The sequence below is a fragment of the Bradyrhizobium sp. SZCCHNR1093 genome (genome assembly GCF_032381175.1).
GTDB lineage: Bacteria > Pseudomonadota > Alphaproteobacteria > Rhizobiales > Xanthobacteraceae > Bradyrhizobium.
The window spans coordinates 288315-312269 of sequence record NZ_JAUHJJ010000007.1; the positions used below are offsets into that span (position 1 = coordinate 288315).

Consider the following 23955-nt stretch of genomic DNA (forward strand, 5'->3'; position numbering starts at 1 on the left):
ATCTAGCTGCGCACGATCGAGCCGGAGCGGCCGACGAGACGCGCGAGCTGCTTGAAGCGTCCGCCGACACGGTCGGCGACGAGGTCGACCATCTGGTGCTCGAACACCAGCATCAGCTTGCGATCCTGGGTGCGGAAATGCGTTGCGGGCAGCACGCCGGGCCGCGCCGCCGAGATCAGATGCGCGACCCGAAACGCGGTGCCGAGCAGGCGCGCACGATCGATCTGGGCCGGGCTCAGCTGCTCGGTGAGGGCAGGCGCCGCCGCCTCGTCGCGCAGGCCCTCGTAGCGGAAGAACACCGACAGCGCGACGAAGATGCGGCCCTCGTGGTTGATCGAGCCGAAATTGCCGTTCAGAACGATGCCGTAGGTCTGCTCGCCGCGATGGTCCGGATGCATGCGCCAGCCGATGTCGGACAGCAGGCAGGCGGCGTGCCGCAGCCGGCGCTCGTCCTCGGTCTCGCGCATGTGCATCACGCGGAACAGGCGGTCGGTCCAGTCGATCAGCTCGCGGGCATGCTGGGCCGAGCGCGACAACAGCTCGTTGAGGCCCTGCGCCGCGCAGAGCAGCCCGTCCTTGGCGCGCTCGGCGTCGGGAAGCTTGGAGTAGAGCAAGCCCTCGCGCACGCCGAAGGTCGAGAACACGACCGTCGTCGGCCTGGCGACGCGGATGATGTGCTCGAGCACCAGCGCGGCATAGGCAAGCAGCGGGCGCCGCGCCTCGGCGATCGCTTCGATGTCGGCCAGCATGTCGGCGGCGACGAGACGGCGCAGCCGGCGCACGAAGGCCAGCGCATCGGCCGCCGGAATCGCATAGCCGTGCATCACCCCGAGCGGATAGCCGCTCTGGATGATGTGGATGCGCGCCAGCGCGCGCCAGGTGCCGCCGACCGCGTAGAAGGTGCGGTTCTGGCCGGCCAGCAGTTGCGGCAGGTCGGTCAGCGCCTCGCGCGCGATCCGCTCCGCCTTCTTCAGCGATTTCTCGGCGAGATCCTGCAGCGCCAGGCTGCCGAGCGGCAGGGTGACGCCGCTGCGGACCTGATGCCCGCGCACGTCGATCAGCTCAAGTGAGCCGCCGCCGAGATCGCCGACGATGCCGTCGGGCTTGTGAATGCCGGAGATGACACCGAGCGCCGAATAGCGCGCCTCTTCGGGGCCGGTGAGGATCTGGATCGGGGCGCCGCAGATCTTCTCGGCCTTGGCAATGAAATCAGCGCCGTTCGAAGCATCGCGGCAGGCGGCGGTCGCGATGGCATGAACTTGCCCCACCCGCTGCACCTTGCACAACGCGCGGAAGCGCTTCAGCGCCGTCAGCGCCTTGTCGACGGCATCGGCCGCGAGCAGGCCGGTGGTCTGGACCTCGCGACCGAGCCCGCACAGCGCCTTCTCGTTGAACACGGTGACGAGACTGCGTTCCATCGCCTGGTAGACGACGAGACGGACCGAGTTCGAGCCGATGTCGATGACACCGACGCTCGCGGCCCTCGTGCCGGGCCGCTTCACCACGGCATGTCCCGGCGCAGAAGGCCCCGGTGCAGACAGCCCCTATGAAGGAGGGCGTTCATTCCGGCGCGTGAGCCGGCGCGGCGATGATTCCTTGAGCGACTTTCCACGGCCGGACAGACTCGGATTCGTCATGAAGTAATTGTGCAGGTTGAACGGCTCCTCGCCCTTCGCGGCCTTCATACGCGTTGACGACCCATCCGGCAACAATTGCCAGCTCTGCTCGGTGTCCTTGAGGTTCGCGACCATGATCTGTTCCAGAACCTGCTGATGCACGGTAGGGTTCTGAAGCGGGCACAGCACCTCGACGCGGCGGTCGAGATTGCGCGGCATCATGTCGGCCGAGGAGATGTAGACGGCGGCCTTGGCGCTCGGCAGGCCCTGACCCATACCAAAGCAGTAGATGCGGCCATGCTCGAGGAAGCGGCCGATCACCGATTTGACGCGAATGTTCTCCGACAGTCCGGGGAGGCCGGGACGCAGGCAGCAGATGCCGCGCACGATCAGCTCGATCGACACGCCGGCCTGCGAGGCCTCATACAGCGCGTCGATGATGTCGGGATCGACCAGCGAGTTCATCTTCATCCAGATCACGGCGGGCTTGCCCTGGCGGGCGAAGCTGGTCTCGCCGTGGATGTGCTCGATCATGCGCTTGCGAAGCGTGAGCGGCGACACCGCCATCTTCTCGATGTCGATCGGCTCGGCATAGCCGGTGATGTAGTTGAACACCCGCGTCACGTCGCGGCCGATCACCGGGTCGGAGGTGAAGTAGGACAGGTCGGTGTAGATGCGCGCCGTCACCGGGTGATAGTTGCCGGTGCCGGTGTGGACATAGGTCGTGAGGCTGCCGCCCTCGCGGCGTACGACCATCGACAGCTTGGCATGCGTCTTCAGCTCCAGGAAGCCGTAGACCACCTGCACGCCGGCGCGCTCCAGATCGCGGGCCCAGCGGATGTTGGCCTCCTCGTCGAAACGCGCCTTGAGCTCGACCAGCGCCGTCACCGACTTGCCGGCTTCGGCAGCTTCCACCAGCGTGCGCACGATCGGCGAGTTGTTGGAGGTGCGGTACAGCGTCTGCTTGATTGCGACGACGTCCGGGTCGCGCGCCGCCTGCTGCAGGAACTGTACGACGACGTCGAACGACTCGTAAGGGTGATGGACGATCAGGTCCTTCTGCCGGATGGCGGCGAAGATGTCGCCGCCATGGTCGCGGACACGCTCAGGATGGCGCGGCACATAGGGCACGAATTCGAGGTCGGGCCGGTCGACCCGCGTCAGTTGCGACAGCTCGTTCATCGCCAGCACGCCGTCGACCAGGAACACCTCGTCATCGGTGGTCGAGAGCGCATTCTGCACGAAGCGGCGTAGCTCCTCCGGCATGTTGGCCTCGATCTCGAGCCGGATCACCGAGCCGCGACGGCGCCGCTTCAGCGCGGTTTCGAACAGCCGCACCAGGTCTTCGGCCTCTTCCTCGATCTCGATCTCGCTGTCGCGGATGATCCGGAAGGCGCCCTGGCCCTTCACGGTGTAGCCCGGAAACAGCCGGCCGATGAACAGGCCGGTCGCCTGCTCGAGGGTGATCAGGCGGATCACGCCATCCTTGGAGCCGGGGAAGCGGATGAAGCGGTCGATCTTGCCGGGCATTCGAATGAGGGCGTTCATCGGACGCCCGTCGGCGGAGCGGATCAGCTGCAGCGCCACTGTGAAGCCGAGGCTCGGGATGAACGGGAACGGATGCGCCGGATCGATCGCCAGTGGCGTCAGCAGCGGGAAGATGTTGGCGAGGAAGTGGTCCTCGATCCAGGCGCGCTCGCTCTTGGTGACGTCCTGGCCGTCGACCAGCACGATGCCGAGCTCGCCGAGAAACTTGCGCAGGTCGCGCCAGATCGCCTGCTGGTCGATCGCGAGCTGTGAGACGGTCTCGTTGATCAGCTTCAACTGCTCGGTGGGTGTCAGCCCATCCGGGCTGCGCTCGGCGATGCCCTCGCGGACCTGGGCGCGGATGCCGGCGACGCGGACCATGAAGAATTCATCAAGGTTGTTGGCGGAAATCGACAGGAAGCGCACCCGCTCCAGGGCGGGATGGCGCGGATTGACCGATTCCTCCAGAACGCGGCGGTTGAAGTGAAGCCAGGACAGTTCCCGGTTGATGAATCGCTCGGGGCTCGAGGCAATCTCGAAGGACGGCGCCGCGACCGATTCTTTCTCTGAAATTTCAGTAACTTGCTCGGTATCCATCGGAATTCGATCCATATCCATCCAGTCGCGAATGGTCGACCGTAGCCCAATCTGGGTAACCAGGGGATGACGTTGCCGGCACCATTGAGGTTCCGTCGCCAACCGCCGTCAAGATGGCCGCCGGTCACAGCGGGCGGAGCAGCTCCGCCGCCAGCGCCCGGGTGACCGGCCGTCCGAGCCGCAGGGACTCGTTGTCCAGCAGCGCGATGGTCTGGCGTGCCGCCGCATAGGAGCGCTCGATGTGGCTTGCGAGATAGCTGACCACGGTCTCGTCGATCGCCAGTTGCCGGTCGGCGGCCAGCTTGACGATCAAGGCACGGAACAGCTGGTCGTCGGGCGGCAGCAGCGTGACGACCGGGACGGCGCGCAGCCGCGACCTCAGATCGGCCAGGGCGATGGGCAGGGCCGCCGGGGCCTCGCGCGCCGTGATCAGCACGAAAGCCTCGTCCTGGCGGGCCAGGTTCAGCAGGTGAAACAGCGCCCGCTCGTCGAGATCGGTTGCCGTCAGATCCTCCAGCACCAGCGCGCCGGTGGCGAGCGCCCCAGGGACCGCGCTCGCCTCGAGGGCATGCGCGGACAGGGATCGGGCTCCAGCCTGCTCGGCCCAGATCGCGGCGAGGTGGCTCTTGCCGGAGCCGTCGGGGCCGACCAGGAACATGGTCCGCGCCGGCCATTCCGGCCAGGCGTCGACCAGAGCGAGCCCGGCCGCGTTGCCTGGACCTTCGAAGAAATTGTCCCGCGTCAGGCTCTCCGCATGCGGCAGTGCGAAGGCCAGCTGACGAGGGGGGATATGGCCGGCCAAGGTCGAATTGCTCCGTATCGTGGGGTGCGTGAGGTCAGGACGGGCCCTCAGCGGAGGATCACCGGACCTCGATGGTGCTCATGTGGCGCACCCAGTCGACGAGATACAGCCCGACCGACACGAGGGTAAAGACCGTGACCAGCGCCATCAGCACCACATCGTAGGGCTTGGGCTCGAAGCCGAAGCTGAGCGAGGCCAGCACGAGCGCTGCGAATCCGACCTGGGCGACCGTGTTCAGCTTGGACACCATCAATGGCTTCATCGCGACCGGCCGGTCGAACAGCCAGGACACGATCACCGCCGAGACGATCATGATGTCGCGCGAGACCACCAGGATGACGATCCAGCGCGGGATCGCGCCCCAGATGCCAAGCGTGACGAAGATCGAGACCAGCAGCGCCTTGTCGGCGAGGGGATCGAGCAGGGCTCCCAGTTCGGACCGCAGGTTGAAGCGCTTTGCCAGGAAGCCGTCCACGGCGTCGCTCACCCCCGCGACCACGAAGACCAGAAACGCGATCTCCATCTCGCCGGCCGCAATGGCCCAGACGACGATCGGAACCAGCAGGATTCGACCGAGCGTGATCAGATTGGGGATACTGTGGGGAATGGTCACGCAGCGGGTCCCGACGACAACGATCAAAAGACAACCCGATTCCGAAACAGGGCGAACCGGTACGGTTCCTAGATAGTATGGGGACGAGCCCCTTGCGAGCCATTGCGCGCGGCCGGATTCCGACGTAACCAGCGGCCAGATTAGGGGTTTTTACCATGACCGAGCGCAAGAACGGGCTCACTTATGCAGATTCGGGCGTCGATATCGATGCCGGAAACCGTCTGGTCGATCTGATCAAGCCCATGGTGCGCGCAACCGCCCGCGCCGGCGCGGATGCCGAGATCGGTGGCTTTGGCGGCCTGTTCGACCTCAAGGCCGCCGGATTCAAGGATCCGGTGCTGGTCGCCGCGACCGACGGCGTCGGCACCAAGGTGAAGATCGCGATCGAGACCGGGCTGCATGGCGGCATCGGCATCGACCTGGTCGCCATGTCGGTCAACGATCTCGTCGTGCAGGGCGCCGAGCCGCTGTTCTTCCTCGACTACTTTGCCTGCGGCAAGCTCGACCCGGAGGCGACGGCCTCGATCGTCGCCGGCGTCGCCGAAGGCTGCCGGGAATCCGGCTGCGCGCTGATCGGCGGTGAGACCGCGGAAATGCCGGGCCTCTACAAGGACGGCGACTACGATCTTGCCGGTTTCGCGGTCGGCGCCGCCGAGCGCGGCACGCTGCTGCCGTCGCCGGACATCGCGGCCGGCGACGTGGTCCTCGGCCTCGCTTCATCCGGCGTGCATTCCAACGGCTACTCCCTGGTGCGCAAGATCGTCGCCCAGTCCGGCCTCGGCTTCGATGCGCCGGCACCGTTCGCGCCGGTCCTGACTCTCGGCGCGGCGCTGCTGACGCCGACCCGGCTCTATGTGAAGTCGTGCCTTCGCGCCATCCGCGAGACCGGTGCGGTCAAGGGGCTCGCGCACATCACGGGCGGCGGCTTCACCGACAACATTCCGCGCGTGCTGCCGAAGCATCTCGGCGTCTCGATTGATCTGACGGGCCTGCCGGTGCTGCCGGTCTTCAAATGGCTGGCGGAGCAGGGCGGCATTGCCGAGCGCGAGCTCTTGCGCACCTTCAATTGCGGGATCGGCATGATCGCGATCGTCAAGGCCGAGGCCGTCAATACCGTCATCGAGGTATTCGCCGCCAATGGTGAGCACGTTGCCCGGCTCGGCGAGGTCGTTGCCGCCGCGGGCGATGAGCGCGTGATTTACACCGGCGCCCTCGATCTGGCCCTGTGAGACGAGTGAGCCGATGAAGCGCCGCGTCGCCATCCTGATCTCGGGCCGTGGGTCGAACATGGCCGCGCTGATCCACGCGGCGGCGCAGCCGGATTTTCCGGCCGAGGTCGCCATCGTGATCTCCAACCGAGCCGATGCGGCCGGACTGCAGAAAGCGCAGGAGAACGGCGTCGCGATCGAAATCATCGAGAGCAAGCCGTTCGGCAAGGACCGCGCGGGGTTCGAAGCCAGATTGCAGCAGGCGCTCGATGCACGCGGCATCGAGATCATCTGCCTGGCCGGTTTCATGCGCCTGTTCACGGCGGAGTTCGTGCAGCGCTGGTACGGAAGGATGCTCAACATTCATCCGTCGCTGCTGCCATCATTCCCCGGCCTCGATCCGCACGGCCAGGCGCTGCGTGCCGGCGTCAAGCTGTCAGGCGCCACCGTGCATTTCGTCATTCCGGAGACGGATGCAGGTCCGATCGTGATGCAGGGCGCGGTCGTGGTCAGGGACGACGATACGCCGGACACGCTGTCGACGCGCATTCTTGGCGTCGAGCATCGCATCTATCCCGAGGCGCTGAAGCTGCTGGCCAAGGGCCTGGTGCGGCTCGAAGGCGATCTCTGCCGGACGTCGTCCGTGGTGCAGGCCGATCACGCGCTGATCTGGCCCGTCGTCCGTTAGCTGTCGCCGGACGAAAAAAATCCCCGGCGGGGCCGGGGCACATCAAGGCTGACGAAGTCTGATCATCCGCGGCAAGCGAGCGTGACGCGGAACTCGTGAGTTGGCTTTCGAACGCGCGCTGTGGCGCCCTCCGCCGGGACGATGCTCACGAGAGCTTCAGGTTCTCTGCCGACGTCTTGCCGCGGCTCTCCACCAGATCATATTCGATCGTCTGGTTCTCGTTGAGCGTGGTCAGTCCAGCACGCTCCACGGCCGAGATATGGACGAACACGTCCTTGTCTCCGCCAGCCGGTTTGATGAAGCCATATCCCTTGGTCGGGTTGAACCACTTCACGCTGCCCTTGTAGGTCGGCATCGCTGTCTCCTCGTCTAGACGAAAAAAAGACGCGGCCACGCTCACGCGTGCCACGCCACAAACGGGCTTCCGGGGATCTGCTCAATTTCCGAAGTCGCGAAACGCACAGTCGAACGGCCAATCCGATTGTGCTGGAGATTGCAACACGATTTTCCGCCGATATCAAGTTTGGCGGATCGATGAGAACGCGTCGCGACGTCACGTCACCGGCTGCTGCTGCACTGCGTGGCTTGTGGCGCTGGAACCACAAATCCTTGCGGTGCAGCCGCGGCATGGTCAATCTCATTGACCGCGATCGGGAACTGCGGACAAATCGACGCGGCAATATGAAGCGAATTCGAGCGGGCGGCGAACGGGGCATCGATGCGCGGGGCATCTCAGGCCAAGCGGGGCAGGCGACGGTGCACCCGTGTACCCGGGGCGGCGCTGCTGGCCATCGTCGCCTTGGGTATGGCCGTCGCGTCTTCGCCGTGCGCCGCGCAGGCCGGCCTGCCGAGCATAGCCGCTAGCCCGACACCAACGCCGAGCCCATTGCCCAGTCCTGCACCCGGCGCGATCAGCTCCGAACGCTCGTCCGGCCAAACCGTGCTCGATCTCGGCTCGAGCTTCCTCGAACGGCTCGGCACCCAGGCCACGCAGGGCGTCACCCGGCTGCAGCGGAGCAATCCGGGGGGCGGGGGTGCGCCGGAGGCTTCGGAACAGGCTCGGTTCCGGACTTGGGGCGAGATGTATGGCGTGACGGTCCGCAGCAATGCGCAAGGCGACTTCGTTGGCGACAAGAGGACGACTTGGGGCGGTGTCGCCGGTATCGGCATGCGCCTCGTGCCGGGCGTGAACGTCGGACTATCCGTTGACCAGAGCCGGACCAGGGTCGATGTGCCGCTGGCGCTGCAATCGGCGACGCTCGATCTCACACAGTTCGGGTTCAACGCCTCGGTCGACCGGGGACCCTGGACCTGGGCGATCGCGATCGTCCATGGCTTCGGCGGGATCAATGCGCGGCGCGACACCAGCCTCGGTGCGGCGACGTCGGTCTACGGCGCCCACATCACGGGCGTGCTGAGCGAGCTCGACTACTACTGGAGCATCGGTGAGAGCCGGATCGTTCCGAAGCTCGCCTTCGAATACACCCGCGCCACGACCGCGGCATTCCAGGAATCGGGCGGGCTCGATCCGCTGTCGGTCAGCGGCACCTCGCTGGAGCGCGCCCGCGTTCTCGTCGGCGCCGAATTCGGCCGCTACTTCATCGTCGACGGCAGGGTCCTCGACGTCTCGGCCTATGGCAAGCTCGTCGACAATTTCAGCCAGAATCTCGGCGCGGTGACCGTGAGCCTCGGTCCGCAGAGCATCACGCTGCAGGGCCTTGGCGAGGGCCGTTACGGCGCCGACGCCGGCGCGGCACTGTCGCTATCCTTGAACCGAACGTCACGCCTCTATCTGAACTACGATGCGAAGCTGCGTTCGGCGCTGCAGTCGCATCAGGGGACGCTCGGCGTCGAGTTGAAGTGGTAGGTCGTCAGACCGGTTTCGGCGCGACGTAGCCGCCGAAGCCGACGACATCCCGCGCGGACGCCATCAGAGGCACGAGCTCCAGCGGATGGATGAACTCGTCCCGGAAGCAGGCATGGACCTTCGGATCGAAGATGCGCTTCAGCCAGTCGATGACGACCTTGTGCCGGTCGGAGTTGCGAAACTCCTTGTGATAGGTCAGCCACAGATCCATGTGGTAGTTGATGCCGAGATCGACCGGAACGAGCGGCGCCCCGAGCGCGACCGCCGATGTCGGCAGGAAGCCGATGCCGGCGCCGCGCTCGACCGCGTAGAGCACGGCAACGCTGGAATTGGTGGAGATGCCGACGATGCCCTCGAGCGACTCCAAGCCGAGGATGCGCGCATAGCCCGTCTCGTCGAGCTGCACGCCGTGCTGCTTGATGATGCGGTGGTTCTTGAGATCCGCCAGCGATGTCGGCAATCCATGTGCGTCGCGATAGGCTTCCGACACGAAGCCGTAGATGTGCAGACGGCCGAGCTTCACAACGATCACGTCGGGGTTGGTCGGCCGTTCGAACTGAATCGAGATGTCAGCCTCCAGCCGCGACACGTCGGCCTGCTGCATCGCGCAGCTCAGATCGACCGTGATCCTGCGATAGGTCTTCTGGAAATCGATCAGTCGCGGCAGGATCCAGAAATTGCCGGGGCCTTCGGTCACGGCGACGCGCACCGACCCTTGAGTGTCGGTCGACAGCGAGGCGCGCCGGAAGATGTTGAAGCTCAGCCGCTCCATCTGCTCGACGTCGAACAGCAACGATCGTCCCTCGTCGCTGAGCGACAGGCCGGATTGATCACGGATGAAGAGCTTGAATCCGAGCTCGTCCTCGAGCCGGTCGATCTTGCGCATCAGGGTTGTGCCGGTCAGTCCGAGAACATCCGCCGCGTTTCGGAAGCTGCGGTGACGTGTACAAAGCAGAAATGCTCTCAAATCCTCCCATGAAGGGTTAAGCGTTTCGTCAGACTTCCTGTGCTGCGTGGATGCAGCACCCCGATGCAAATGTTGCCGCATACACTCCAGCCCCGACAAGTATGATGACGTTATCAAAGCCAAGCTGGAAACATAGATGCAGAACCTGCACCGCGGAAGCACAGAATTCACGCTGCGACATCAGCTCGACGCGCTGCCGCGGACGGATCGGGTCACGGCTCAGGCGGTCACGCTCGATCGGCTCGGCGAGCTCGCGGCGCTCGCGCGCCGGGAAATACCGGGCGTTCGTGCCTCGGAACACGAACTTGCGGAGTTCTTGCGGCACGATCCGGACTCGATCTTCGCGCTCTACCGCGGCAGGAACTTGCTCGGCGGCATAGCCTTCCTCTATCTCAACTGCTCAGGCCTCGATGCGTTGCTCCTGGATGAGTTCAATTTGAATGATCCGCCGCGCAGATTTCTGGCGCGGCCGGACGAAGACGTAGCTGCCATCTATGTCTGGGCGCTCGTGGCGCAAGGGCGAGGAGCAATCGGCCTCGGCAACGTCGCGCAGGCGCTGCAAGGCGCGAGATTTCGCGCCGCCGATTACTACGCACAACCGTCGAGTCCGGAAGGGCGCGCGTTTCTCGGCGCACTCGGCTTCACGCCGGTTCCAAGCTTTCAGCCCGATCTCTGGTGGTATCAGCGGCCGTGGAACCGCCTGCCCGAGATGATCGCGCCTTCGATCCAGTCGATCACGAGTTTCGGACAAGGGAGCATCGCGGATGCAAAGCATTAGTTCGGCCAGGGCGGCAAAGACAAATCCGCGCGCGATCACGGTGCGCATCGCGCGTGATCCGAATGACCTCATGCTCGTCACGGCGATCCGCTCGGCGGTCTACCTGACCGAGCAGGATTGTCCGATGGAAGAGGAGTTCGACGGCAACGATCTGGTTGCAGCCCACTTCCTCGGTTTCGTCGGCAACGAGCCGGCTGGATGCGTGCGCGTGCGCTTCTTCGGCGACTTCGCCAAGGTCGAGCGGCTCGCGGTGCGCCATCAGTACAGGCGCTCGCGACTGTCGTTCAAGCTGGTTCGCGAGGCGCTCGACTATTGCAGGCGCAAGGGCTTCAAGAAGGCCTATGGCCACGCGCAGGATCGTCTCGTCGATTTCTGGGCGCATTTCGGCGCCAAGCCGCTCGGCCATAATCGCAAGCTCACCTTCTCGGATTTCTCATACACTGAGATGGTGCTGGACCTTGAGCCGTGCGACGACGCGATCACGCTCGACAGCGATCCCTACATGATCATTCGTCCGGAAGGGGACTGGGACCGGCCGGGCGTGCTCGATCTCTCGGCCGGCCGGCCGGCGTCCTCGCCCTTGCGCGACTTCGCCGCAGCGAGACAGTGATGTCGAGCCGAGATCTGTTCGGTGCCACCGAGGTGGATCCGCCGGTTCTCGTCTGCGCCGATCTGCAATGCGAATATCTCGCCGAGGGACGCAGGCATCTGATCGCCGATGGCGATGTCGTCACGGCGCGGTGCCGGCAGTTGATCGCGCTCTGGCGCGACAACCTGTGGCCGGTCGTCCATCTCAAGCGGATCGCACAGGCGGCCTGGTTCAATCCGGCCTCCAACCTGACGAACTGGCTTCCGGACTTCAAGCCGACCCCAGGGGAGCTTGCGTTCGAGCATCCACTGCCGTCGGCCTATAGCTCGGCTCGGTTCGCCGAGTACATGGCGAACATGCGCAGCATGCGCTGCGTGCTGCTCGGCTTCTCGCTGGACGAGACGATCCTCTCGACGGTGGTGGACGGTTTTCACCGCAGCCACCGCTATCAGGTGATCGGAGACGCCGTCGCATGCCGGCAGGCTTGTGCCGGCGACGCTGCGTTGTACAAGCTGGTTGTAACCAAGGTGATTGGCAATTTTGCCGGCGTCCTCGACAGTGCCGAGCTTATCGGCGCCGGCGGCCGGCTCGCGGTGTGACCGCGGCGGATATTGGCGGTATCATCCTGAGGCGAGTCGTTCGGCCAGATCGATAATCATACGGCGATCGGCCGGATCGCTGATCTTGTTGAACGCGACGACGAGGCGAAGGGCCTCGACGACGTGCAGGTCGACCGGATTCTCGCTGAGCAGCCGCAGCAGCTTCTGTTCCGGCGGTTCGCAATCGTCTTTGCTCACGCGGCAGCTCCAGGACCGAGACCACGACATGACCCGAGAGGAAGAGCTCAAAGAGCTGGCGAGCAGCCTCCAGGCGGCCATCGCGAAAGCGCGCCAGCTCAATCTGCCGACCAGCGCCTACATTCTTTCGATGGCTCTGGTTGAGGTGTCTCAGACAATCGAGGCGGAGTTGAGGGGGCAGACCAGCGCCGAATGATGGGCAGCATTATGGGCGGCCGTGCCGCCTGCTGCAATCAACTGGGCAAACTCCGGAAGACGTAGCCGCTGCGATGCCCGTCAGGCCCGGTCGACCCGGACGACGCGGCCCTTCTCGATCGCGAGCGCGAGCTTGCCATGCTTCAGCGCCAGCGCGGCCTCGCCGAACAGCTCGCGGCGCCAGCCCTGCAGCGCAGCAACGTCGGCATTGTCGTCGGCGGCGATCTGCTCGAGATCGTCGACGGTGGCGATGACCTTGCTCGCCACGGCATGGCGCTCCGAGGTCATGCGCAGAAGGACCTTGAGCAACTCGACGATCGCAGCGCCATTGGAGTTGTTGCGCGGCTTTTCCAGCTTGGGCAGGGCGGCGAGATCGCGCGCCAGCCCGCGCTGCACGGCGGCGACGATGTCGGAGCCCCATCTTGAGCGCTCGAAGCCCTTGGGCAGCGAGCGCAGATTGCCGAGCTTCTCGATCGTTGTCGGGGCATGGGTGGCGATGTCGCCGACCGCGTCGTCCTTCATCACGCGGCTGCGCGGCACGTCGCGGCTCTGCGCCTCCTGCTCGCGCCAGGCCGCGACCTCGATCAGCACCGCGAGCTCCTTCGGCTTGCGGACCCGCGTCTTCAGCCGCTCCCAGGCGCGCTCGGGATGGAAGTCGTAAGTCTTCGGCGAGGTCAGGATCTCCATCTCCTCGCTGACCCAGTCGCTCCGCCCGCGCTTCTTCAGGTCGGCATCGAGCGCGGCAAACACGTCGCGCAGATGGGTGACATCGGCCTCGGCGTAATGCGCCTGCTCCTTGGTCAGCGGCCGCCGCGACCAGTCGGTGAAGCGGTGGGTCTTGTCGGGGCGGTGGCCGGTGATGCGCTCGACCAGCTGGTCGTAGGCGATGCTGTCACCGTATCCCAGCACCATCGCGGCGACCTGGGTGTCGAAGATCGGGTGCGGCACGATGCCGGCGCGGTGCCAGATGATCTCGATGTCCTGGCGGGCGGCGTGGAAGACCTTCAGGACCTTCTCGTTCGCCATCAGCTCGAAGAAGGCTTTGAGATCGATGCCCTCGGCAAGGGCGTCGATCACCACGGCCTCGTCCGGGCTCGCCATCTGCACGACGCAGAGCAGGGGGTAGTAGGTGGTCTCCCGCAGGAACTCGGTATCGACGGTGACGACCGGGTGCTGGGCGAGGCGGGCGCAGGCGGCCGCGAGGTCCGCGGTGGTGGTGATCAAGTCCATGAACGATCCATGACGAGGCACTTACGCCGTCGTCCGAAAACGCTGACAAGTCAAGGGTGTCGGCAAAGGGGAAGGAACGAAATTCGTCCTCGCTTGTCGGCCCAATCCGCCCGGAACGCAAGCGCTCCGGTGTCAGCTGATCGCTCTATGGTTGACGATGGGCGGTCCGGGGTGGCCTCAGTGATGCCGGACGCGGCCCGACGGCCGCCGCGCCGAGGGCACGGCGAGCACGATCAGGCACAAGGCGATCATCGCCAGACCCATGAATTCGAACACCAGCGCGTCCACGTGCGCGACCTCCCGACTTGTTGCTTCAACTTGTCGGGGCTGCGTTGATCGTTTCTTAAGGACCCGGGCGTGACGCCGGCCATGGTGGACGCGAGGTTAAGGCAGGGAGCTTGCCGTTTACGTGCCGCAGAACGTCTGCAGCACGCGTTCCTGGGGCTGCGGCGGCTCGGCATAGGCGGCCTGGTCCGGCTGGTCGTCGTACGGCCGTGCCAGCACCGCATGAAGCTCCTCGAACGGCGCGTAGTCGTCGTTCTCGACCGCCGCGGTGATGACCGCCTCGATGCGGTGGTTGCGCGGGATGAAGGCCGGATTGACCTTGCGCATGGCCTCGCCCCGCTCCGCCGCCGTCTGCGGTTCCTCCGCGAGGCGCCGGCGCCAGCGCTGAGCCCATTCGTCGAAGTCCGTGGGATCCTCGAACAGGGCGCGGACCTCGCTGAGATCGCCGCTGCCGGCGGCGTCGCTGAGACGGCGGAACGTCAGCGTGAAATCGGCTCGGGCCGCCGCCATCGCATCGAATAATGCCTGCGCCAGCGGCTGGTCGCCCTCGCGTTGCATGAACAGGCCGAGCTTGCGGCGCAGCCCCGCCTGGTGCGCGTCGGTGAACTGGGCGGCAAAACCGTCGAGCGCCGCCTCGGCCTCCTTGATCGCCTGGTCCTTGTCGTCGCCGAACAGCGGCAGCAGGCATTCGGCGAGCCGGGTCAGGTTCCACATCGCGATGCGCGGCTGGTTGGCGAACGCATAGCGGCCGAACTCGTCGATCGAGGAGAACACCTGCTTCGGGTCATAGCCGTCCATGAAGGCGCAGGGGCCGTAATCGATGGTCTCGCCGGACACCGAAGTGTTGTCGGTGTTCATGACACCGTGGATGAAGCCGATTAGCAGCCAGTCCGCGACCAGCCGCGCCTGCCGCGTGATCACAGCGTCGAGCAGAGCGTGGTAGGGCCGCTCGGTTCCGGCGAGGTCCGGATAATGCCGGCTGATGACGTGGTCGGCGAGCCGGCGCACGGCGTCGGTGTCCTGGCGCGCGGCGAAATACTGGAACGTGCCGACCCGGATGTGGCTGGTCGCGACCCGCGTGAGCACCGCGCCGGGCAGCACCGTGCCGCGATAGACCTGCTCGCCGGTCACGACCGCCGCCAGCGACCGGGTGGTCGGGATGCCGAGCGCCGCCATCGCCTCGCTGACGATGTATTCGCGCAGCACCGGCCCCAGCGCGGCGCGGCCGTCGCCGCGGCGCGAGAACGGGGTCGGCCCCGAGCCCTTGAGCTGGATGTCGCGGCGCACGCCGTTGCGGTCGACCACCTCGCCAAGCAGGACCGCCCGGCCGTCGCCGAGCTGCGGCACGAAATGCCCGAACTGGTGGCCGGCATAGGCCATCGCGATCGGCTCGGCACCCTCGGGCACGGTCTTGCCGGCCAGGATCTCGGCGCCCTCCGGCGTCTCCAGCTCGGCCGGGTTCAGCCCCAACTCCGCGGCGAGAGGCCGGTTCAGCTTGATGAGACGAGGCGCTGCGACGGGGGTCGGCGCCACCCGGGCAAAGAAATTGTCCGGCAGCGTGGCGTAGGAGTTCTGGAAGGGGAAATGTACGGTCATGGCTCCAAGATAGGCGGGGGGCGGCCGTTTTTCGAGCCCAAACGGCCGTCAGATGAGCGTTTCAGCGCCTGCTCAATTCGGCATCGGGGTCGACGTTGCAGTGAGGGCCAGGGCGGGCGGCCTTTTCCGCTGCGAAGCCGAAAAGGCCGTTCCTGCGGTTGCCGCGCCGGGGCGGCTCGGCTAAACCCTGCGCGCATTCGGAGCGCGCCTTTAAGGGCTGCGCCGATTCCTTCTCCTCACGACGACCATTCAGGACGACCATGCATCGCTACCGGACCCACACCTGCGGCGCGCTCCGCGAGAGCAACATCGGAGAGACGGTCCGGCTGTCCGGCTGGTGCCATCGCATCCGCGACCATGGCGGCGTCCTGTTCGTCGACCTGCGCGACCATTACGGCATCACCCAATGCGTGGTCGATCCGGACTCGCCGGCGTTCAGCCTGGCCGAGAAGCTGCGCTCGGAATGGGTCGTGCGCATGGAGGGCAAGGTGCGCCGCCGCCCGGCCGGCGCCGACAACAAGAGCACCGACAATGACGATCTGCCGACCGGCAAGATCGAGCTGTACGTGTCCGACATCGAGGTGCTCGGCCCCGCGGACGAGCTGCCGCTGCCGGTGTTCGGCGAGCAGGAGTACCCCGAGGACATCCGGCTGAAATACCGCTTCCTCGACCTGCGTCGCGAGAAGCTGCACCAGAACATCATGACGCGCGGCGCGATCATCGATTCGATGCGCCGGCGCATGAAGGAGCAGGGCTTCTTCGAATTCCAGACGCCGATCCTGACCGCGTCGTCGCCGGAGGGCGCGCGCGACTTCCTGGTGCCGTCGCGCATCCATCCCGGCAAGTTCTACGCGCTGCCGCAGGCGCCGCAGCAGTACAAGCAGCTGCTGATGATGTCGGGCTTCGACCGCTACTTCCAGATCGCGCCGTGCTTCCGCGACGAGGATCCGCGCGCCGACCGCCTGCCGGGCGAGTTCTACCAGCTCGACGTCGAGATGAGCTTCGTCGAGCAGGAGGATGTGTTCGCGGCGATGGAGCCGGTCATCACCGGGGTGTTCGAGGACTTCGCCAAGGGCAAGCCGGTGACCAAGGGTTGGCCGCGCATCCCGTTCGCCGAGGCGATCCGCAAATACGGCTCCGACAAGCCTGATCTGCGCAACCCGATCGAGATGGCCGACGTTTCCGAGCACTTCCGCGGCTCCGGCTTCAAGGTGTTCGCGCGCATGCTCGAGGACCCCAAGAACCAGGTCTGGGCGATCCCGGCACCCGGTGGCGGCAGCCGCGCCTTCTGCGACCGCATGAACTCGTGGGCGCAGGGCGAGGGCCAGCCCGGCCTCGGCTACATCATGTGGCGCGAGGGCGGCGAGGGCGCAGGCCCGCTCGCCAACAACATCGGTCCGGAGCGCACGGCTGCGATCCGCAGCCAGCTCGGCACCAAGGAGGGCGACGCTGCATTCTTCGTCGCCGGCGATCCCGACAAGTTCTGGAAGTTCGCAGGCCTCGCCCGCAACAAGGTCGCCGATGAGCTGAACCTGTCCGACAAGGATCAGTTCAAGCTGGCCTGGATCGTCGACTTCCCGATGTACGAGTACAACGAGGACGACAAGAAGGTCGACTTCTCGCACAACCCGTTCTCCATGCCGCAGGGCGGCCTGGAGGCGCTGCAGACGCAGGACCCGCTGACCATCAAGGCGTTCCAGTACGACATCACCTGCAACGGCTACGAGATCGCCTCCGGCGGCATCCGCAACCATAAGCCGGCGGCGATGGTGAAGGCGTTCGAGATCGCAGGTTACGGCGAGCAGGAGGTGGTCGACCGCTTCGGCGGCATGTACCGCGCCTTCCAGTATGGCGCCCCGCCGCATGGCGGCATGGCCGCCGGCGTCGACCGCATCGTGATGCTGCTCTGCGGCACCACCAACCTGCGCGAGATCTCGCTGTTCCCGATGAACCAGCAGGCCATGGACCTGCTGATGGGCGCGCCGTCGGAAGCCAGCACGAAGCAGCTGCGCGAGCTGCACATCAAAACCAACCTGCCGAACAAGTAGTTCGGCGGACTGAGGTTGATGCTCGAATCTTCGTCATTGCGAGCGCAGCGAAGCAATCCGGGGTGCCACGAGGACTCTGGATTGCTTCGTCGCCTGCGGCTCCTTGCAATGACGATCGTGTGGGGATCGCAGAGCGGTCGTCACGGGTCGCGCATCGTTCACGCGACCGAACGGCCCGGCAGCATCCGTGTCAGGACGCCGTCGCGGCGGACGACGTGATGAAACAGCGCGGCCGCGACGTGCAGGGCCACCACGATCCACGCGATCCATTTGCCGACGACATGGTGGATTGCGTCGACCGGCGGCTCGAACGCCTCCCAGCTGATCCCCCAGCGCGTCTCGATCCAGCCGAATAGCGCCGTCTCACGGAAGTTCGGCAGCGCGAACGCTCCGAAGTCGGTGGCGGCATCGGTGCCGATATAGCCGGTCAGCGGCATCAGGATCAGCAGCACGTACAATCCCCAATGCGCGGCGTGCGCGAGCCACGCCTCGGCATGTGATGCATGCGGCTGATCGGGCTGAACGTTGACGAGCCGCCACAGCAGGCGAGGCAGGACGGACAGGCCGACGATCATGCCCAGCACCCAATGGACGTTGAGCACGGGCAAGGCGTCCGGGGAAGTATCGTCCATGAACCAGATGACATAGTACACGACGGCATAGGCCGCGATGAAGGCCGCGGCGCCGGTCCAGTGGAAGAGCTTGGCGATCGCACCGAACTCCATCGTCGTATTCTTCCATGGCATCACGAACCTCTTCCCACCGCTATGAGCTGCGATCTGCTGCTATCGCCAAAATCGGCAGCGAGCCAGCGATGGGCCGGCGGATCAGGACGCTTCTCCCGTCAATTCAGTCTCACCTCGTCGTTATCGGATGCTGAGCTGCGGCATGTCGTCGCCGGTGACTCGAGACTGCGGCGCAAGATGACCCAGCCTTGAAGGCGTCGCCCGGCATTTGACGGTCTCGCGTTAATGCTGGTTAAGACTGCGAACAACTTCGTCCGGGCATCCCGATGGCGTCCAGGCGGCTCCGGAGACGCCTCGCGCATCGCGCTGAGCTCTTCGACCGGCCGGTGAAGCCGGTCGCCATGCCCCGCGGCAAACTGTTGATTCTGAGAACTAATCGTTCGTGCCGCCTGTTAGTTCGGCGGGTTGCGCGACACGGCGCGAAACACGATCGAGCGGTGCGCCCCGCTATGAGTTCCAGGCGACCGCGATCGGCCGAATGGATATTGCGGTGTCATGCAACCTGTCTTTAATAGGAAGCCTGTCTGACTCATGGTGTGAACTTAGCCAACCAATCACAAGAAGACGGATAGTTCAAAATGACCGTTCGCTGGTGTGCGCTCCTTCTCGGAACCTGCTTCTTCGTCCCTGCCGCCTCCGCTGCTCCCATTTCCCCCGATGTCGTTCGTGATCTCGCCGCCCGCGTCGGTCCGGTCGTCGGCCAGGCCGCGACGTGCCGCGAGATCGCCCAGGGGCGCGTCCAGACCATCATCGATCAGTTCAGCGAAGTGATCCGCCAGGGCTCGTCGAACGGCGGCGAGCGCGATGGACTCATTCGCACCTTCAACAGCTACATCGCCGAGGGCCGCGGCCGGGTCGCGTCCTCGCAGGTCAGCTGTCAGACCGCAGAACGCCAATTGGCGGAGCTGGAGCGGTCGCTCAGCCAGCAGCAGTCGGCGGCTCCGTCGCTGTCCTTCGCGCTGGCGCCCTCGACCGCAGCCGCGTCGACGCAGCCCACGGCCAACCTGCCGCCTCCGCTTCCGCACGGCGTCAGCGACACCGAGATCCGGTTCGGCACCGTCATCCCGTTCTCCGGAGTCCGCAAGGAGTCCGCGCGCCAGATGAAGCTCGGCATCGAGACCGCCTTCAATCGCGCCAACGACGCCGGCGGGATCAACGGCCGCAAGCTGCGGCTGATCGCTGCCGACGACGGCTATGATCCCACGCGGACGCTGGGTGCGATGACGCAGCTCTACGAGAAGGACCAGGTGTTCGGCTATATCGGCAACATGGGCACCGCCAACAACGCGGTGGCGATCCCCTACGCGCTGGAGCGCCGCGCGCTGTTCTTCGCGCCGTACAGCGGCTCCGCCGTCGTCCGCCGCGATCCGCCCGACCGCTACGTCTTCAACTATCGTGCGAGCTATGCGGAAGAGACCGCGGCGATCGTGCGCTACCTGATGAAGGTCAAGCGCATCCCGGCGAAGCAGATCGCCGTATTCGCGCAGAACGACGCCTATGGCGACGACGGCGCCAACGGCGTCGCCAAGGCATTCCGCGCGCTCGGCATCACCGATCCGATCATCCGCTACGGCTTCCCGCGCGGCTCGCTGGACGTCGACGAGGCCGTCGGCAAGCTGAAGGCGCAGACCAAGCCACCGATCAAGGCCGTGATCATGATCGCGACCGACCGCGCCGCGGCGAAATTCATCGAGAAGACCCACGAGGCGGTTCCAGGGCTGATCTACGCCAACATCTCGGCGGTCGGATCGTCGTCGCTCGCCGCGGAGCTGAAGCTGCTCGGCTCGAAATACACCAATGGGGTCATCGTCACGCAGGGCGTTCCATCGGTCGCCGGCTATTCGAGCCTGGTGCTCGACTACAAGACCGCGCTGGAAAAGTACTTCCCCGGCGAGGCGCCGGACTACACCTCGCTCGAGGGCTTCATCTCGGCGAGCATCCTGATCCAGGCGCTGAAGCAGACAACGCCGCTCGAGACCGAGCGGCTGGTCGACACGCTGGAGTCGATGCAGAGCATCGACCTCGGGCTCGGCAGCAAGCTCTCCTTCGGACGCGCCGAGCACCAGGCCTCGCACAAGATCTGGGGCACCGCGCTCGACGAGACCGGCACCTACCAGGCGATCGAGCTGGAATGACGGGCGGGGGGCGGCACGACGCAGCCGAGCTTGTCGTCCCCCGTCAGCGCCGCAGTGCAAACGACGTCCCCCGGCCGGCTTGTGGCCGGCCGGGCGACACGGATCCGACCTCGAGACCATGGTGAGCCGGAACTGTTCGACGGATACTTCATTGACTTGCAGGCGCAACAACCGTGAGCGACCGCAATGTCCATGCGAACACAGATTTCGGCGATGGTCTTCATGATGGTTCAGGCCGTGCTGTTCGGTGCGGGAGTTCTGACGATTCTTCTTACGCCGCTCAGCAATCACGCGATGCTCGCAATGGCGGTCATGATTGCCCTGAGCGTGGTGCTGTCAGCCATCGTCTCGTGGCAGATCGCACCGCGGCTGCGCGCGCGATATTGGCGCCGGCGTGGAATCAACCACGATATGATCTCGGGCTAACGCCAGAGAGCAACCGGCGACCGCCCTGGCTCAGCCTCCCAGCTATCTTCTGCGTCCGGTTGTCATCTGCTCTGCGGTGCAGCATCGAAAGAGCAGGTGTCGTTCGAACCAACGCTGACCCGCACGGTTAGACAGCCTTCTCTTGGAGGATGAACCATGCGCGTTCCGACAGCAGCGACCGTCCTATTGATATCCTCTTGTCTCCTCTCCGCGGGAGCGTCCGCTCAGCAGGCCGACAGCACGCCGGGAACCGGCCAAACCCAGGCCGTTCCGGTGCAGCCGGAACGTACGCCCCAGCAGTCGGACCGGGCTCGTGAACGCGAGCGCCAGAGTGCCGAAGACACGCGGGTGAACCGCGACTGGACGGCACAGCAGCGCGACGACGACCGCATGGGCATGGATCGCATGGACATGGATCGGATGCGCCAGCACCGCATGGGCCGGATGATGGATCAGGACATGGATCATCGCACCACGGGCCGAAACGCGCGAATGCAGCGCGATGATGACGACATGGATCGTCGCGCGCGCAGCTCCGAGGGGGATCGGCCCTACCGGCGCGTCAAGATCTGCTACGAATACGAGAACGGCGACGAGCTCTGCCGCTATCGCGATTAGCCTGGCAAAGGCGGCCGCAACGCATCGGCTTGCGTGTGCCGGCGCCACAAGCGCCGGCGTGCTGCGGCACGTTTGTTTGGAAGTATAATTTGTGTTGGAAGCGCAACTTCGCGCCAGCTGATCTTGGCGTCAGCTCGTGCGCCGCGCCAACAACAGTGCGCCGCCCAGGCTGCACATGACGGCGCCTGATGCCTGCCGCATCCGCGTCACGAGGCTCGGCCGGTGGGCGAGACGATGCCGCGCCTTGGCGGCCCAGAACGTCACGACCAGGTCGACGCTGGTGTTGAGCGTTACCGAGATCAGCCCGAGCACGACGAACTGCGCGCCGACGTGCCCTGCAGGATCGACGAATTGCGGAATGAAGGCGAGGAAGAACGCCGCCGTCTTCGGGTTCAGCGCCTCGACAATGATGCCCTCGCGAAACGCGCGCCGGCTGCCGGTCGGCGTCACCTCGGCCGGCTGGGTGACCCGGGCCTCACGCCAGGTCTTGATGCCGAGCCAGATGAGATAGAAAGCACCGGCGATCTTCAGTGCGGTGAACGCTTCCGCGCTCGCCATCATCAGCGCGGACAGCCCGACCGCGCCGGCGAACACGTGCACGAGGCCACCGAGCCCGAGCCCCACGCTGGACGCCAGCCCCTCGCTCCGCCCGCCGGCCAGCGTGCGCGCCACGATGTAGAAGATGCCCGGCCCCGGCGTCAGCGCGACGATCAGCGCGGCGGAGACGAACAGCAGTAAAGTTTGGAGTTCGAGCATGCGGGTGTCTTTATCGGGGAGGGCAAGCGTTTATCGGTCTACCCGCCAGGCGAGGCAAAACCTGTTTGGCGACGACGTCTCATCCTCACGGAAAGGATGACTGCCGGCGCGATAGCGTCGATTATCGAGAGTTTGTCAGGTTAGCCTTGGGACGAGCACACGTGAAATTGGCTTGGTTGCATACCCAGATTTCTGCGTCTTTGATTGCACCACACGTAAGTGGAGAAGCTAGTTTCTCTCTTTGAATGCATGTTGCCGACTCCCTCCTAGCGTCGTCGCAAACCTTCATTGCCTCAATACACGCGAGCGACGTTTGAGCGCTAGACTGACACGCTGCGCACGTCAGAAAGATAAAAAGCAGCAAACGAGAGGGCATATATAGAACTCAGGGCATGTTTGGTTCGGTCGAGGCGGCCGGAGCGATATCAATCCAGGCGAGCAAATGTTATCTCGCTCTCACCGAAATTGGCTCCGTCGATATTATCGGTACCGTAGCGATTAAACGACATATTAACCTGTAATCCGACGACAATCTTCCCATCTCGGTTCAGATGAACCTTGGTGGAGCCCGAGTACGGGGCACGAATTTCGTCTGAAAACAAGGCGTCTCCCCCGCGGCCTATTGAGACGGCAGAGCTATCCTCATTCGCGGGCGTTATCGTGTACTTGAAGACAGGACGGCATCCGTAGCCCCCATCTCCAATGCCTTGGATAGTAGTGGTGACGACAACAAGATACGTGCCAGGCTTCAATCGTTCAGTTACTGCTTCTTTTGGGCTTTTGCCCGGTCCAAAGTGACCGGCTTGAAGCTTCACCGCTTCTTGTGTTTTACAATCTCTGCAAGTGACTGGTTGGGTTTCGGCGGGTAGTGAGAGGACGCCGCGAGTTCCGTTCCTGATGTTTATAGCGAGATAAAACGGGTCGCTGCGGCTTCGTTCGAAGAGCAAGCTTGTCCATTTTTGCGCGAACTGCCTCGGTATTGGATTGATTGGCTTCGCACCGACAAGCTGCACGTTTGCAGTTACGCCGGGTTTCCCCTCCGCTCCTGCTTTCCAATACGCGTCCACTGCGACTTTGTTTGCCGATAGGAAGGATGTCCTCAAGACCAGAGTTTCTTGCACCGAATTTTCGATGCATTTGCTCCAGGCATCGATGGCAGCTGTTTGTGTCGAGGAGATCGCAACGTCACGACTGATGGTCTGTGAATAATTGTAATGATATCGCTTGTTCAGTTCGATGCGGCGCTCGGTGTATTTCTTCCAGTCGCCGTCAAATTTTAGATCGTCGTCGCCAACAGGTATCGACAGTTTGACGCCGGCACTGTTGCTCACTGAATCGAAGGTCTTTTGATCTACTGTGTTTGAGATGGCGAGTGCCAAGTTAAGATTGCTTCGATCGACGAAGGTGTCTTTGACCAGAACGGAATCGCACGCGACTAGTTGGTCTGCGGCTAAGGCCGATTGGCTTCCGCCGCACAAGGTTGCAAGAACGGATCCGACGACAATTGCTCGCATTAGAAATTCTCCCAATATCAGTAGAGCGACAAGCGCCAAAAAACCTTCCAATCATGCATCGATAGGGGTGGGTTTTGCAAGTGGTGAATGTGGTGCGATCGAAGTCGTTTTGAGATGTCTAAGATCGTTGAATGATGGGTCTTCTTTCCCTGGGATCAGAGTAGTTGCGTGGTTCGCAACGCAGCACGACTTGCAGTTTTTCAGCAGTCGGGCAATTCCCGCATCCCCATCATGCGCAAACTGCCCGTCGTGTTAGTTTGTCGCAATCATTCCGCTTGCACCGTCGAGGCTGGGCAAGAACTCAGTGTTCACGGTAAGATTTGGGGGCATGACGAATCGGCCGTTCAAGAGCGGCGA

At 64.5% G+C, this 23955-nt stretch carries 25 protein-coding genes; 12 read left to right on the forward strand and 13 right to left on the reverse strand.

The annotated features are described in order from the left end of the window. Nucleotides 1–2: 2 nt before the first annotated feature. The 4 genes from ppx to QX070_RS23190 all read right to left on the reverse strand — a co-directional run bounded on the left by ppx (nt 3) and on the right by QX070_RS23190 (nt 5155). A complete protein-coding gene (gene ppx, locus QX070_RS23175; protein ID WP_315739460.1) occupies nt 3–1502 on the reverse strand; it encodes an exopolyphosphatase in 1500 nt (499 codons plus the stop codon). A 42-nt stretch (nt 1503–1544) separates the two neighbouring features. Next, nucleotides 1545–3740 carry an RNA degradosome polyphosphate kinase gene (locus QX070_RS23180; RefSeq protein ID WP_315739420.1) on the reverse strand — a complete coding sequence of 732 codons (2196 nt, stop codon included), beginning with the start codon at nt 3738–3740 and terminating at the stop codon, nt 1545–1547. A gap of 124 nt (nt 3741–3864) precedes the next feature. Further along, nucleotides 3865–4542, reverse strand: coding sequence for a DnaA ATPase domain-containing protein (locus QX070_RS23185; RefSeq protein WP_315739421.1), 678 nt, complete (start codon nt 4540–4542; stop codon nt 3865–3867). 58 nt (nt 4543–4600) lie between these two features. Next, nucleotides 4601–5155: a CDP-alcohol phosphatidyltransferase family protein gene (locus QX070_RS23190; RefSeq protein ID WP_315739423.1), complete on the reverse strand. Its 555-nt coding sequence runs from the start codon at nt 5153–5155 to the stop codon at nt 4601–4603. Nucleotides 5156–5310: 155 nt separating this feature from the next. Between QX070_RS23190 and purM the strand changes: the two genes are divergently transcribed. Together purM and purN are read left to right on the forward strand one after the other, a co-directional pair. Beyond that, nucleotides 5311–6384, forward strand: a complete 1074-nt coding sequence (gene purM / locus QX070_RS23195) for a phosphoribosylformylglycinamidine cyclo-ligase (RefSeq protein ID WP_315739425.1) — start codon at nt 5311–5313, stop codon at nt 6382–6384. 13 nt (nt 6385–6397) lie between these two features. Continuing rightward, a complete protein-coding gene (gene purN, locus QX070_RS23200) occupies nt 6398–7051 on the forward strand; it encodes a phosphoribosylglycinamide formyltransferase (protein ID WP_315739426.1) in 654 nt (217 codons plus the stop codon). Nucleotides 7052–7196: 145 nt separating this feature from the next. Here purN and QX070_RS23205 read toward each other — a convergent pair whose 3' ends face one another. Continuing rightward, nucleotides 7197–7406, reverse strand: coding sequence for a cold-shock protein (locus tag QX070_RS23205; protein WP_315712366.1), 210 nt, complete (start codon nt 7404–7406; stop codon nt 7197–7199). A gap of 363 nt (nt 7407–7769) precedes the next feature. On the opposite strand from QX070_RS23205, the gene QX070_RS23210 reads away from it, so the two are divergent. Then, complete coding sequence (locus tag QX070_RS23210; protein WP_315739427.1) at nt 7770–8918, forward strand: autotransporter outer membrane beta-barrel domain-containing protein; 1149 nt, start codon at nt 7770–7772, stop codon at nt 8916–8918. 4 nt (nt 8919–8922) lie between these two features. On the opposite strand, the gene QX070_RS23215 is transcribed toward QX070_RS23210, so the two are convergent. Beyond that, nucleotides 8923–9966, reverse strand: coding sequence for a LysR family transcriptional regulator (locus QX070_RS23215; RefSeq protein ID WP_315739428.1), 1044 nt, complete (start codon nt 9964–9966; stop codon nt 8923–8925). Between the two features lie 55 nt (nt 9967–10021). Here QX070_RS23215 and QX070_RS23220 point away from each other — a divergent pair, with 55 nt between their 5' ends. Genes QX070_RS23220 through QX070_RS23230 form a run of 3 tightly spaced genes read left to right on the forward strand, consistent with a single transcriptional unit; the run spans nt 10022 to nt 11851 of the window. Next, complete coding sequence (locus QX070_RS23220; RefSeq protein ID WP_315739429.1) at nt 10022–10663, forward strand: hypothetical protein; 642 nt, start codon at nt 10022–10024, stop codon at nt 10661–10663. Then, nucleotides 10650–11273, forward strand: a complete 624-nt coding sequence (locus QX070_RS23225; RefSeq protein ID WP_315739430.1) for a GNAT family N-acetyltransferase — start codon at nt 10650–10652, stop codon at nt 11271–11273. The genes QX070_RS23220 and QX070_RS23225 overlap by 14 nt, the downstream gene beginning before the upstream one ends. Continuing rightward, entirely contained in the window at nt 11273–11851 is a 579-nt protein-coding gene (locus QX070_RS23230; RefSeq protein WP_315739431.1) for an isochorismatase family protein, read from the forward strand. Before QX070_RS23225 ends, QX070_RS23230 begins: the two co-directional genes overlap by 1 nt. Before the next feature lie 21 nt (nt 11852–11872). On the opposite strand, the gene QX070_RS23235 is transcribed toward QX070_RS23230, so the two are convergent. After that, the gene (locus QX070_RS23235) at nt 11873–12049 is read right to left on the reverse strand and encodes a hypothetical protein (protein ID WP_315739432.1); all 177 of its coding nucleotides are present in this window, start codon (nt 12047–12049) and stop codon (nt 11873–11875) included. A 28-nt stretch (nt 12050–12077) separates the two neighbouring features. Between QX070_RS23235 and QX070_RS23240 the strand changes: the two genes are divergently transcribed. Next, complete coding sequence (locus QX070_RS23240; RefSeq protein WP_315739433.1) at nt 12078–12245, forward strand: hypothetical protein; 168 nt, start codon at nt 12078–12080, stop codon at nt 12243–12245. Between the two features lie 80 nt (nt 12246–12325). Here QX070_RS23240 and rnd read toward each other — a convergent pair whose 3' ends face one another. The 3 genes from rnd to QX070_RS23255 form a co-directional block, all read right to left on the reverse strand. Continuing rightward, nucleotides 12326–13474 (reverse strand): ribonuclease D, encoded by a 1149-nt coding sequence (gene rnd / locus QX070_RS23245; protein WP_315739434.1) that lies wholly within the window; start codon nt 13472–13474, stop codon nt 12326–12328. Nucleotides 13475–13879: 405 nt separating this feature from the next. Further along, nucleotides 13880–15355 carry a protein adenylyltransferase SelO gene (locus QX070_RS23250; protein WP_315739435.1) on the reverse strand — a complete coding sequence of 492 codons (1476 nt, stop codon included), beginning with the start codon at nt 15353–15355 and terminating at the stop codon, nt 13880–13882. A 61-nt stretch (nt 15356–15416) separates the two neighbouring features. Next, nucleotides 15417–15617 (reverse strand): hypothetical protein, encoded by a 201-nt coding sequence (locus tag QX070_RS23255; protein ID WP_315739436.1) that lies wholly within the window; start codon nt 15615–15617, stop codon nt 15417–15419. Here QX070_RS23255 and aspS point away from each other — a divergent pair. Next, on the forward strand, nt 15616–17403 hold the full coding sequence (gene aspS / locus QX070_RS23260; protein WP_315739438.1) for an aspartate--tRNA ligase: 1788 nt from the start codon (nt 15616–15618) through the stop codon (nt 17401–17403). The genes QX070_RS23255 and aspS overlap by 2 nt on opposite strands. A 158-nt stretch (nt 17404–17561) precedes the next feature. Here aspS and QX070_RS23265 read toward each other — a convergent pair whose 3' ends face one another. Further along, on the reverse strand, nt 17562–18149 hold the full coding sequence (locus QX070_RS23265) for a cytochrome b (RefSeq protein WP_315739439.1): 588 nt from the start codon (nt 18147–18149) through the stop codon (nt 17562–17564). Nucleotides 18150–18727: 578 nt separating this feature from the next. Between QX070_RS23265 and QX070_RS23270 the strand changes: the two genes are divergently transcribed. The 3 genes from QX070_RS23270 to QX070_RS23280 all read left to right on the forward strand — a co-directional run bounded on the left by QX070_RS23270 (nt 18728) and on the right by QX070_RS23280 (nt 21328). After that, the gene (locus QX070_RS23270) at nt 18728–20284 is read left to right on the forward strand and encodes an ABC transporter substrate-binding protein (protein ID WP_315739440.1); all 1557 of its coding nucleotides are present in this window, start codon (nt 18728–18730) and stop codon (nt 20282–20284) included. A gap of 213 nt (nt 20285–20497) precedes the next feature. Beyond that, nucleotides 20498–20710: a hypothetical protein gene (locus tag QX070_RS23275; protein ID WP_315739442.1), complete on the forward strand. Its 213-nt coding sequence runs from the start codon at nt 20498–20500 to the stop codon at nt 20708–20710. Nucleotides 20711–20866: 156 nt separating this feature from the next. Next, complete coding sequence (locus tag QX070_RS23280; RefSeq protein ID WP_315739443.1) at nt 20867–21328, forward strand: hypothetical protein; 462 nt, start codon at nt 20867–20869, stop codon at nt 21326–21328. 129 nt (nt 21329–21457) lie between these two features. Here QX070_RS23280 and QX070_RS23285 read toward each other — a convergent pair whose 3' ends face one another. Together QX070_RS23285 and QX070_RS23290 are read right to left on the reverse strand one after the other, a co-directional pair. Further along, the gene (locus QX070_RS23285; RefSeq protein WP_315739444.1) at nt 21458–22084 is read right to left on the reverse strand and encodes a LysE family translocator; all 627 of its coding nucleotides are present in this window, start codon (nt 22082–22084) and stop codon (nt 21458–21460) included. A 425-nt stretch (nt 22085–22509) separates the two neighbouring features. Then, a complete protein-coding gene (locus QX070_RS23290; protein ID WP_315739445.1) occupies nt 22510–23598 on the reverse strand; it encodes a hypothetical protein in 1089 nt (362 codons plus the stop codon). Between the two features lie 168 nt (nt 23599–23766). Here QX070_RS23290 and QX070_RS23295 point away from each other — a divergent pair. Then, nucleotides 23767–23955 (forward strand): hypothetical protein (locus QX070_RS23295; RefSeq protein ID WP_315739446.1); only part of this gene is annotated, 189 nt, incomplete at its 3' end.

Bases quoted from the DNA above. Each gene is read 5' to 3' on its own strand.
- aspS (WP_315739438.1), top strand. From the start codon at position 15,616: ATGCATCGCTACCGGACCCACACCTGCGGCGCGCTCCGCGAGAGCAAC.
- QX070_RS23205 (WP_315712366.1), bottom strand. From the start codon at position 7,406: ATGCCGACCTACAAGGGCAGCGTGAAGTGGTTCAACCCGACCAAGGGA.
- QX070_RS23290 (WP_315739445.1), bottom strand. From the start codon at position 23,598: ATGCGAGCAATTGTCGTCGGATCCGTTCTTGCAACCTTGTGCGGCGGA.
- QX070_RS23210 (WP_315739427.1), top strand. From the start codon at position 7,770: ATGCGCGGGGCATCTCAGGCCAAGCGGGGCAGGCGACGGTGCACCCGT.
- rnd (WP_315739434.1), bottom strand. From the start codon at position 13,474: ATGGACTTGATCACCACCACCGCGGACCTCGCGGCCGCCTGCGCCCGC.
- QX070_RS23265 (WP_315739439.1), bottom strand. From the start codon at position 18,149: ATGCCATGGAAGAATACGACGATGGAGTTCGGTGCGATCGCCAAGCTC.
- QX070_RS23180 (WP_315739420.1), bottom strand. From the start codon at position 3,740: ATGGATACCGAGCAAGTTACTGAAATTTCAGAGAAAGAATCGGTCGCG.
- QX070_RS23275 (WP_315739442.1), top strand. From the start codon at position 20,498: ATGGTCTTCATGATGGTTCAGGCCGTGCTGTTCGGTGCGGGAGTTCTG.
- QX070_RS23215 (WP_315739428.1), bottom strand. From the start codon at position 9,966: ATGCGGCAACATTTGCATCGGGGTGCTGCATCCACGCAGCACAGGAAG.
- QX070_RS23230 (WP_315739431.1), top strand. From the start codon at position 11,273: ATGTCGAGCCGAGATCTGTTCGGTGCCACCGAGGTGGATCCGCCGGTT.
- QX070_RS23270 (WP_315739440.1), top strand. From the start codon at position 18,728: ATGACCGTTCGCTGGTGTGCGCTCCTTCTCGGAACCTGCTTCTTCGTC.
- QX070_RS23285 (WP_315739444.1), bottom strand. From the start codon at position 22,084: ATGCTCGAACTCCAAACTTTACTGCTGTTCGTCTCCGCCGCGCTGATC.
- QX070_RS23225 (WP_315739430.1), top strand. From the start codon at position 10,650: ATGCAAAGCATTAGTTCGGCCAGGGCGGCAAAGACAAATCCGCGCGCG.
- QX070_RS23280 (WP_315739443.1), top strand. From the start codon at position 20,867: ATGCGCGTTCCGACAGCAGCGACCGTCCTATTGATATCCTCTTGTCTC.
- purM (WP_315739425.1), top strand. From the start codon at position 5,311: ATGACCGAGCGCAAGAACGGGCTCACTTATGCAGATTCGGGCGTCGAT.
- purN (WP_315739426.1), top strand. From the start codon at position 6,398: ATGAAGCGCCGCGTCGCCATCCTGATCTCGGGCCGTGGGTCGAACATG.
- QX070_RS23220 (WP_315739429.1), top strand. From the start codon at position 10,022: ATGCAGAACCTGCACCGCGGAAGCACAGAATTCACGCTGCGACATCAG.
- QX070_RS23240 (WP_315739433.1), top strand. From the start codon at position 12,078: ATGACCCGAGAGGAAGAGCTCAAAGAGCTGGCGAGCAGCCTCCAGGCG.
- QX070_RS23255 (WP_315739436.1), bottom strand. From the start codon at position 15,617: ATGGTCGTCCTGAATGGTCGTCGTGAGGAGAAGGAATCGGCGCAGCCC.
- QX070_RS23250 (WP_315739435.1), bottom strand. From the start codon at position 15,355: ATGACCGTACATTTCCCCTTCCAGAACTCCTACGCCACGCTGCCGGAC.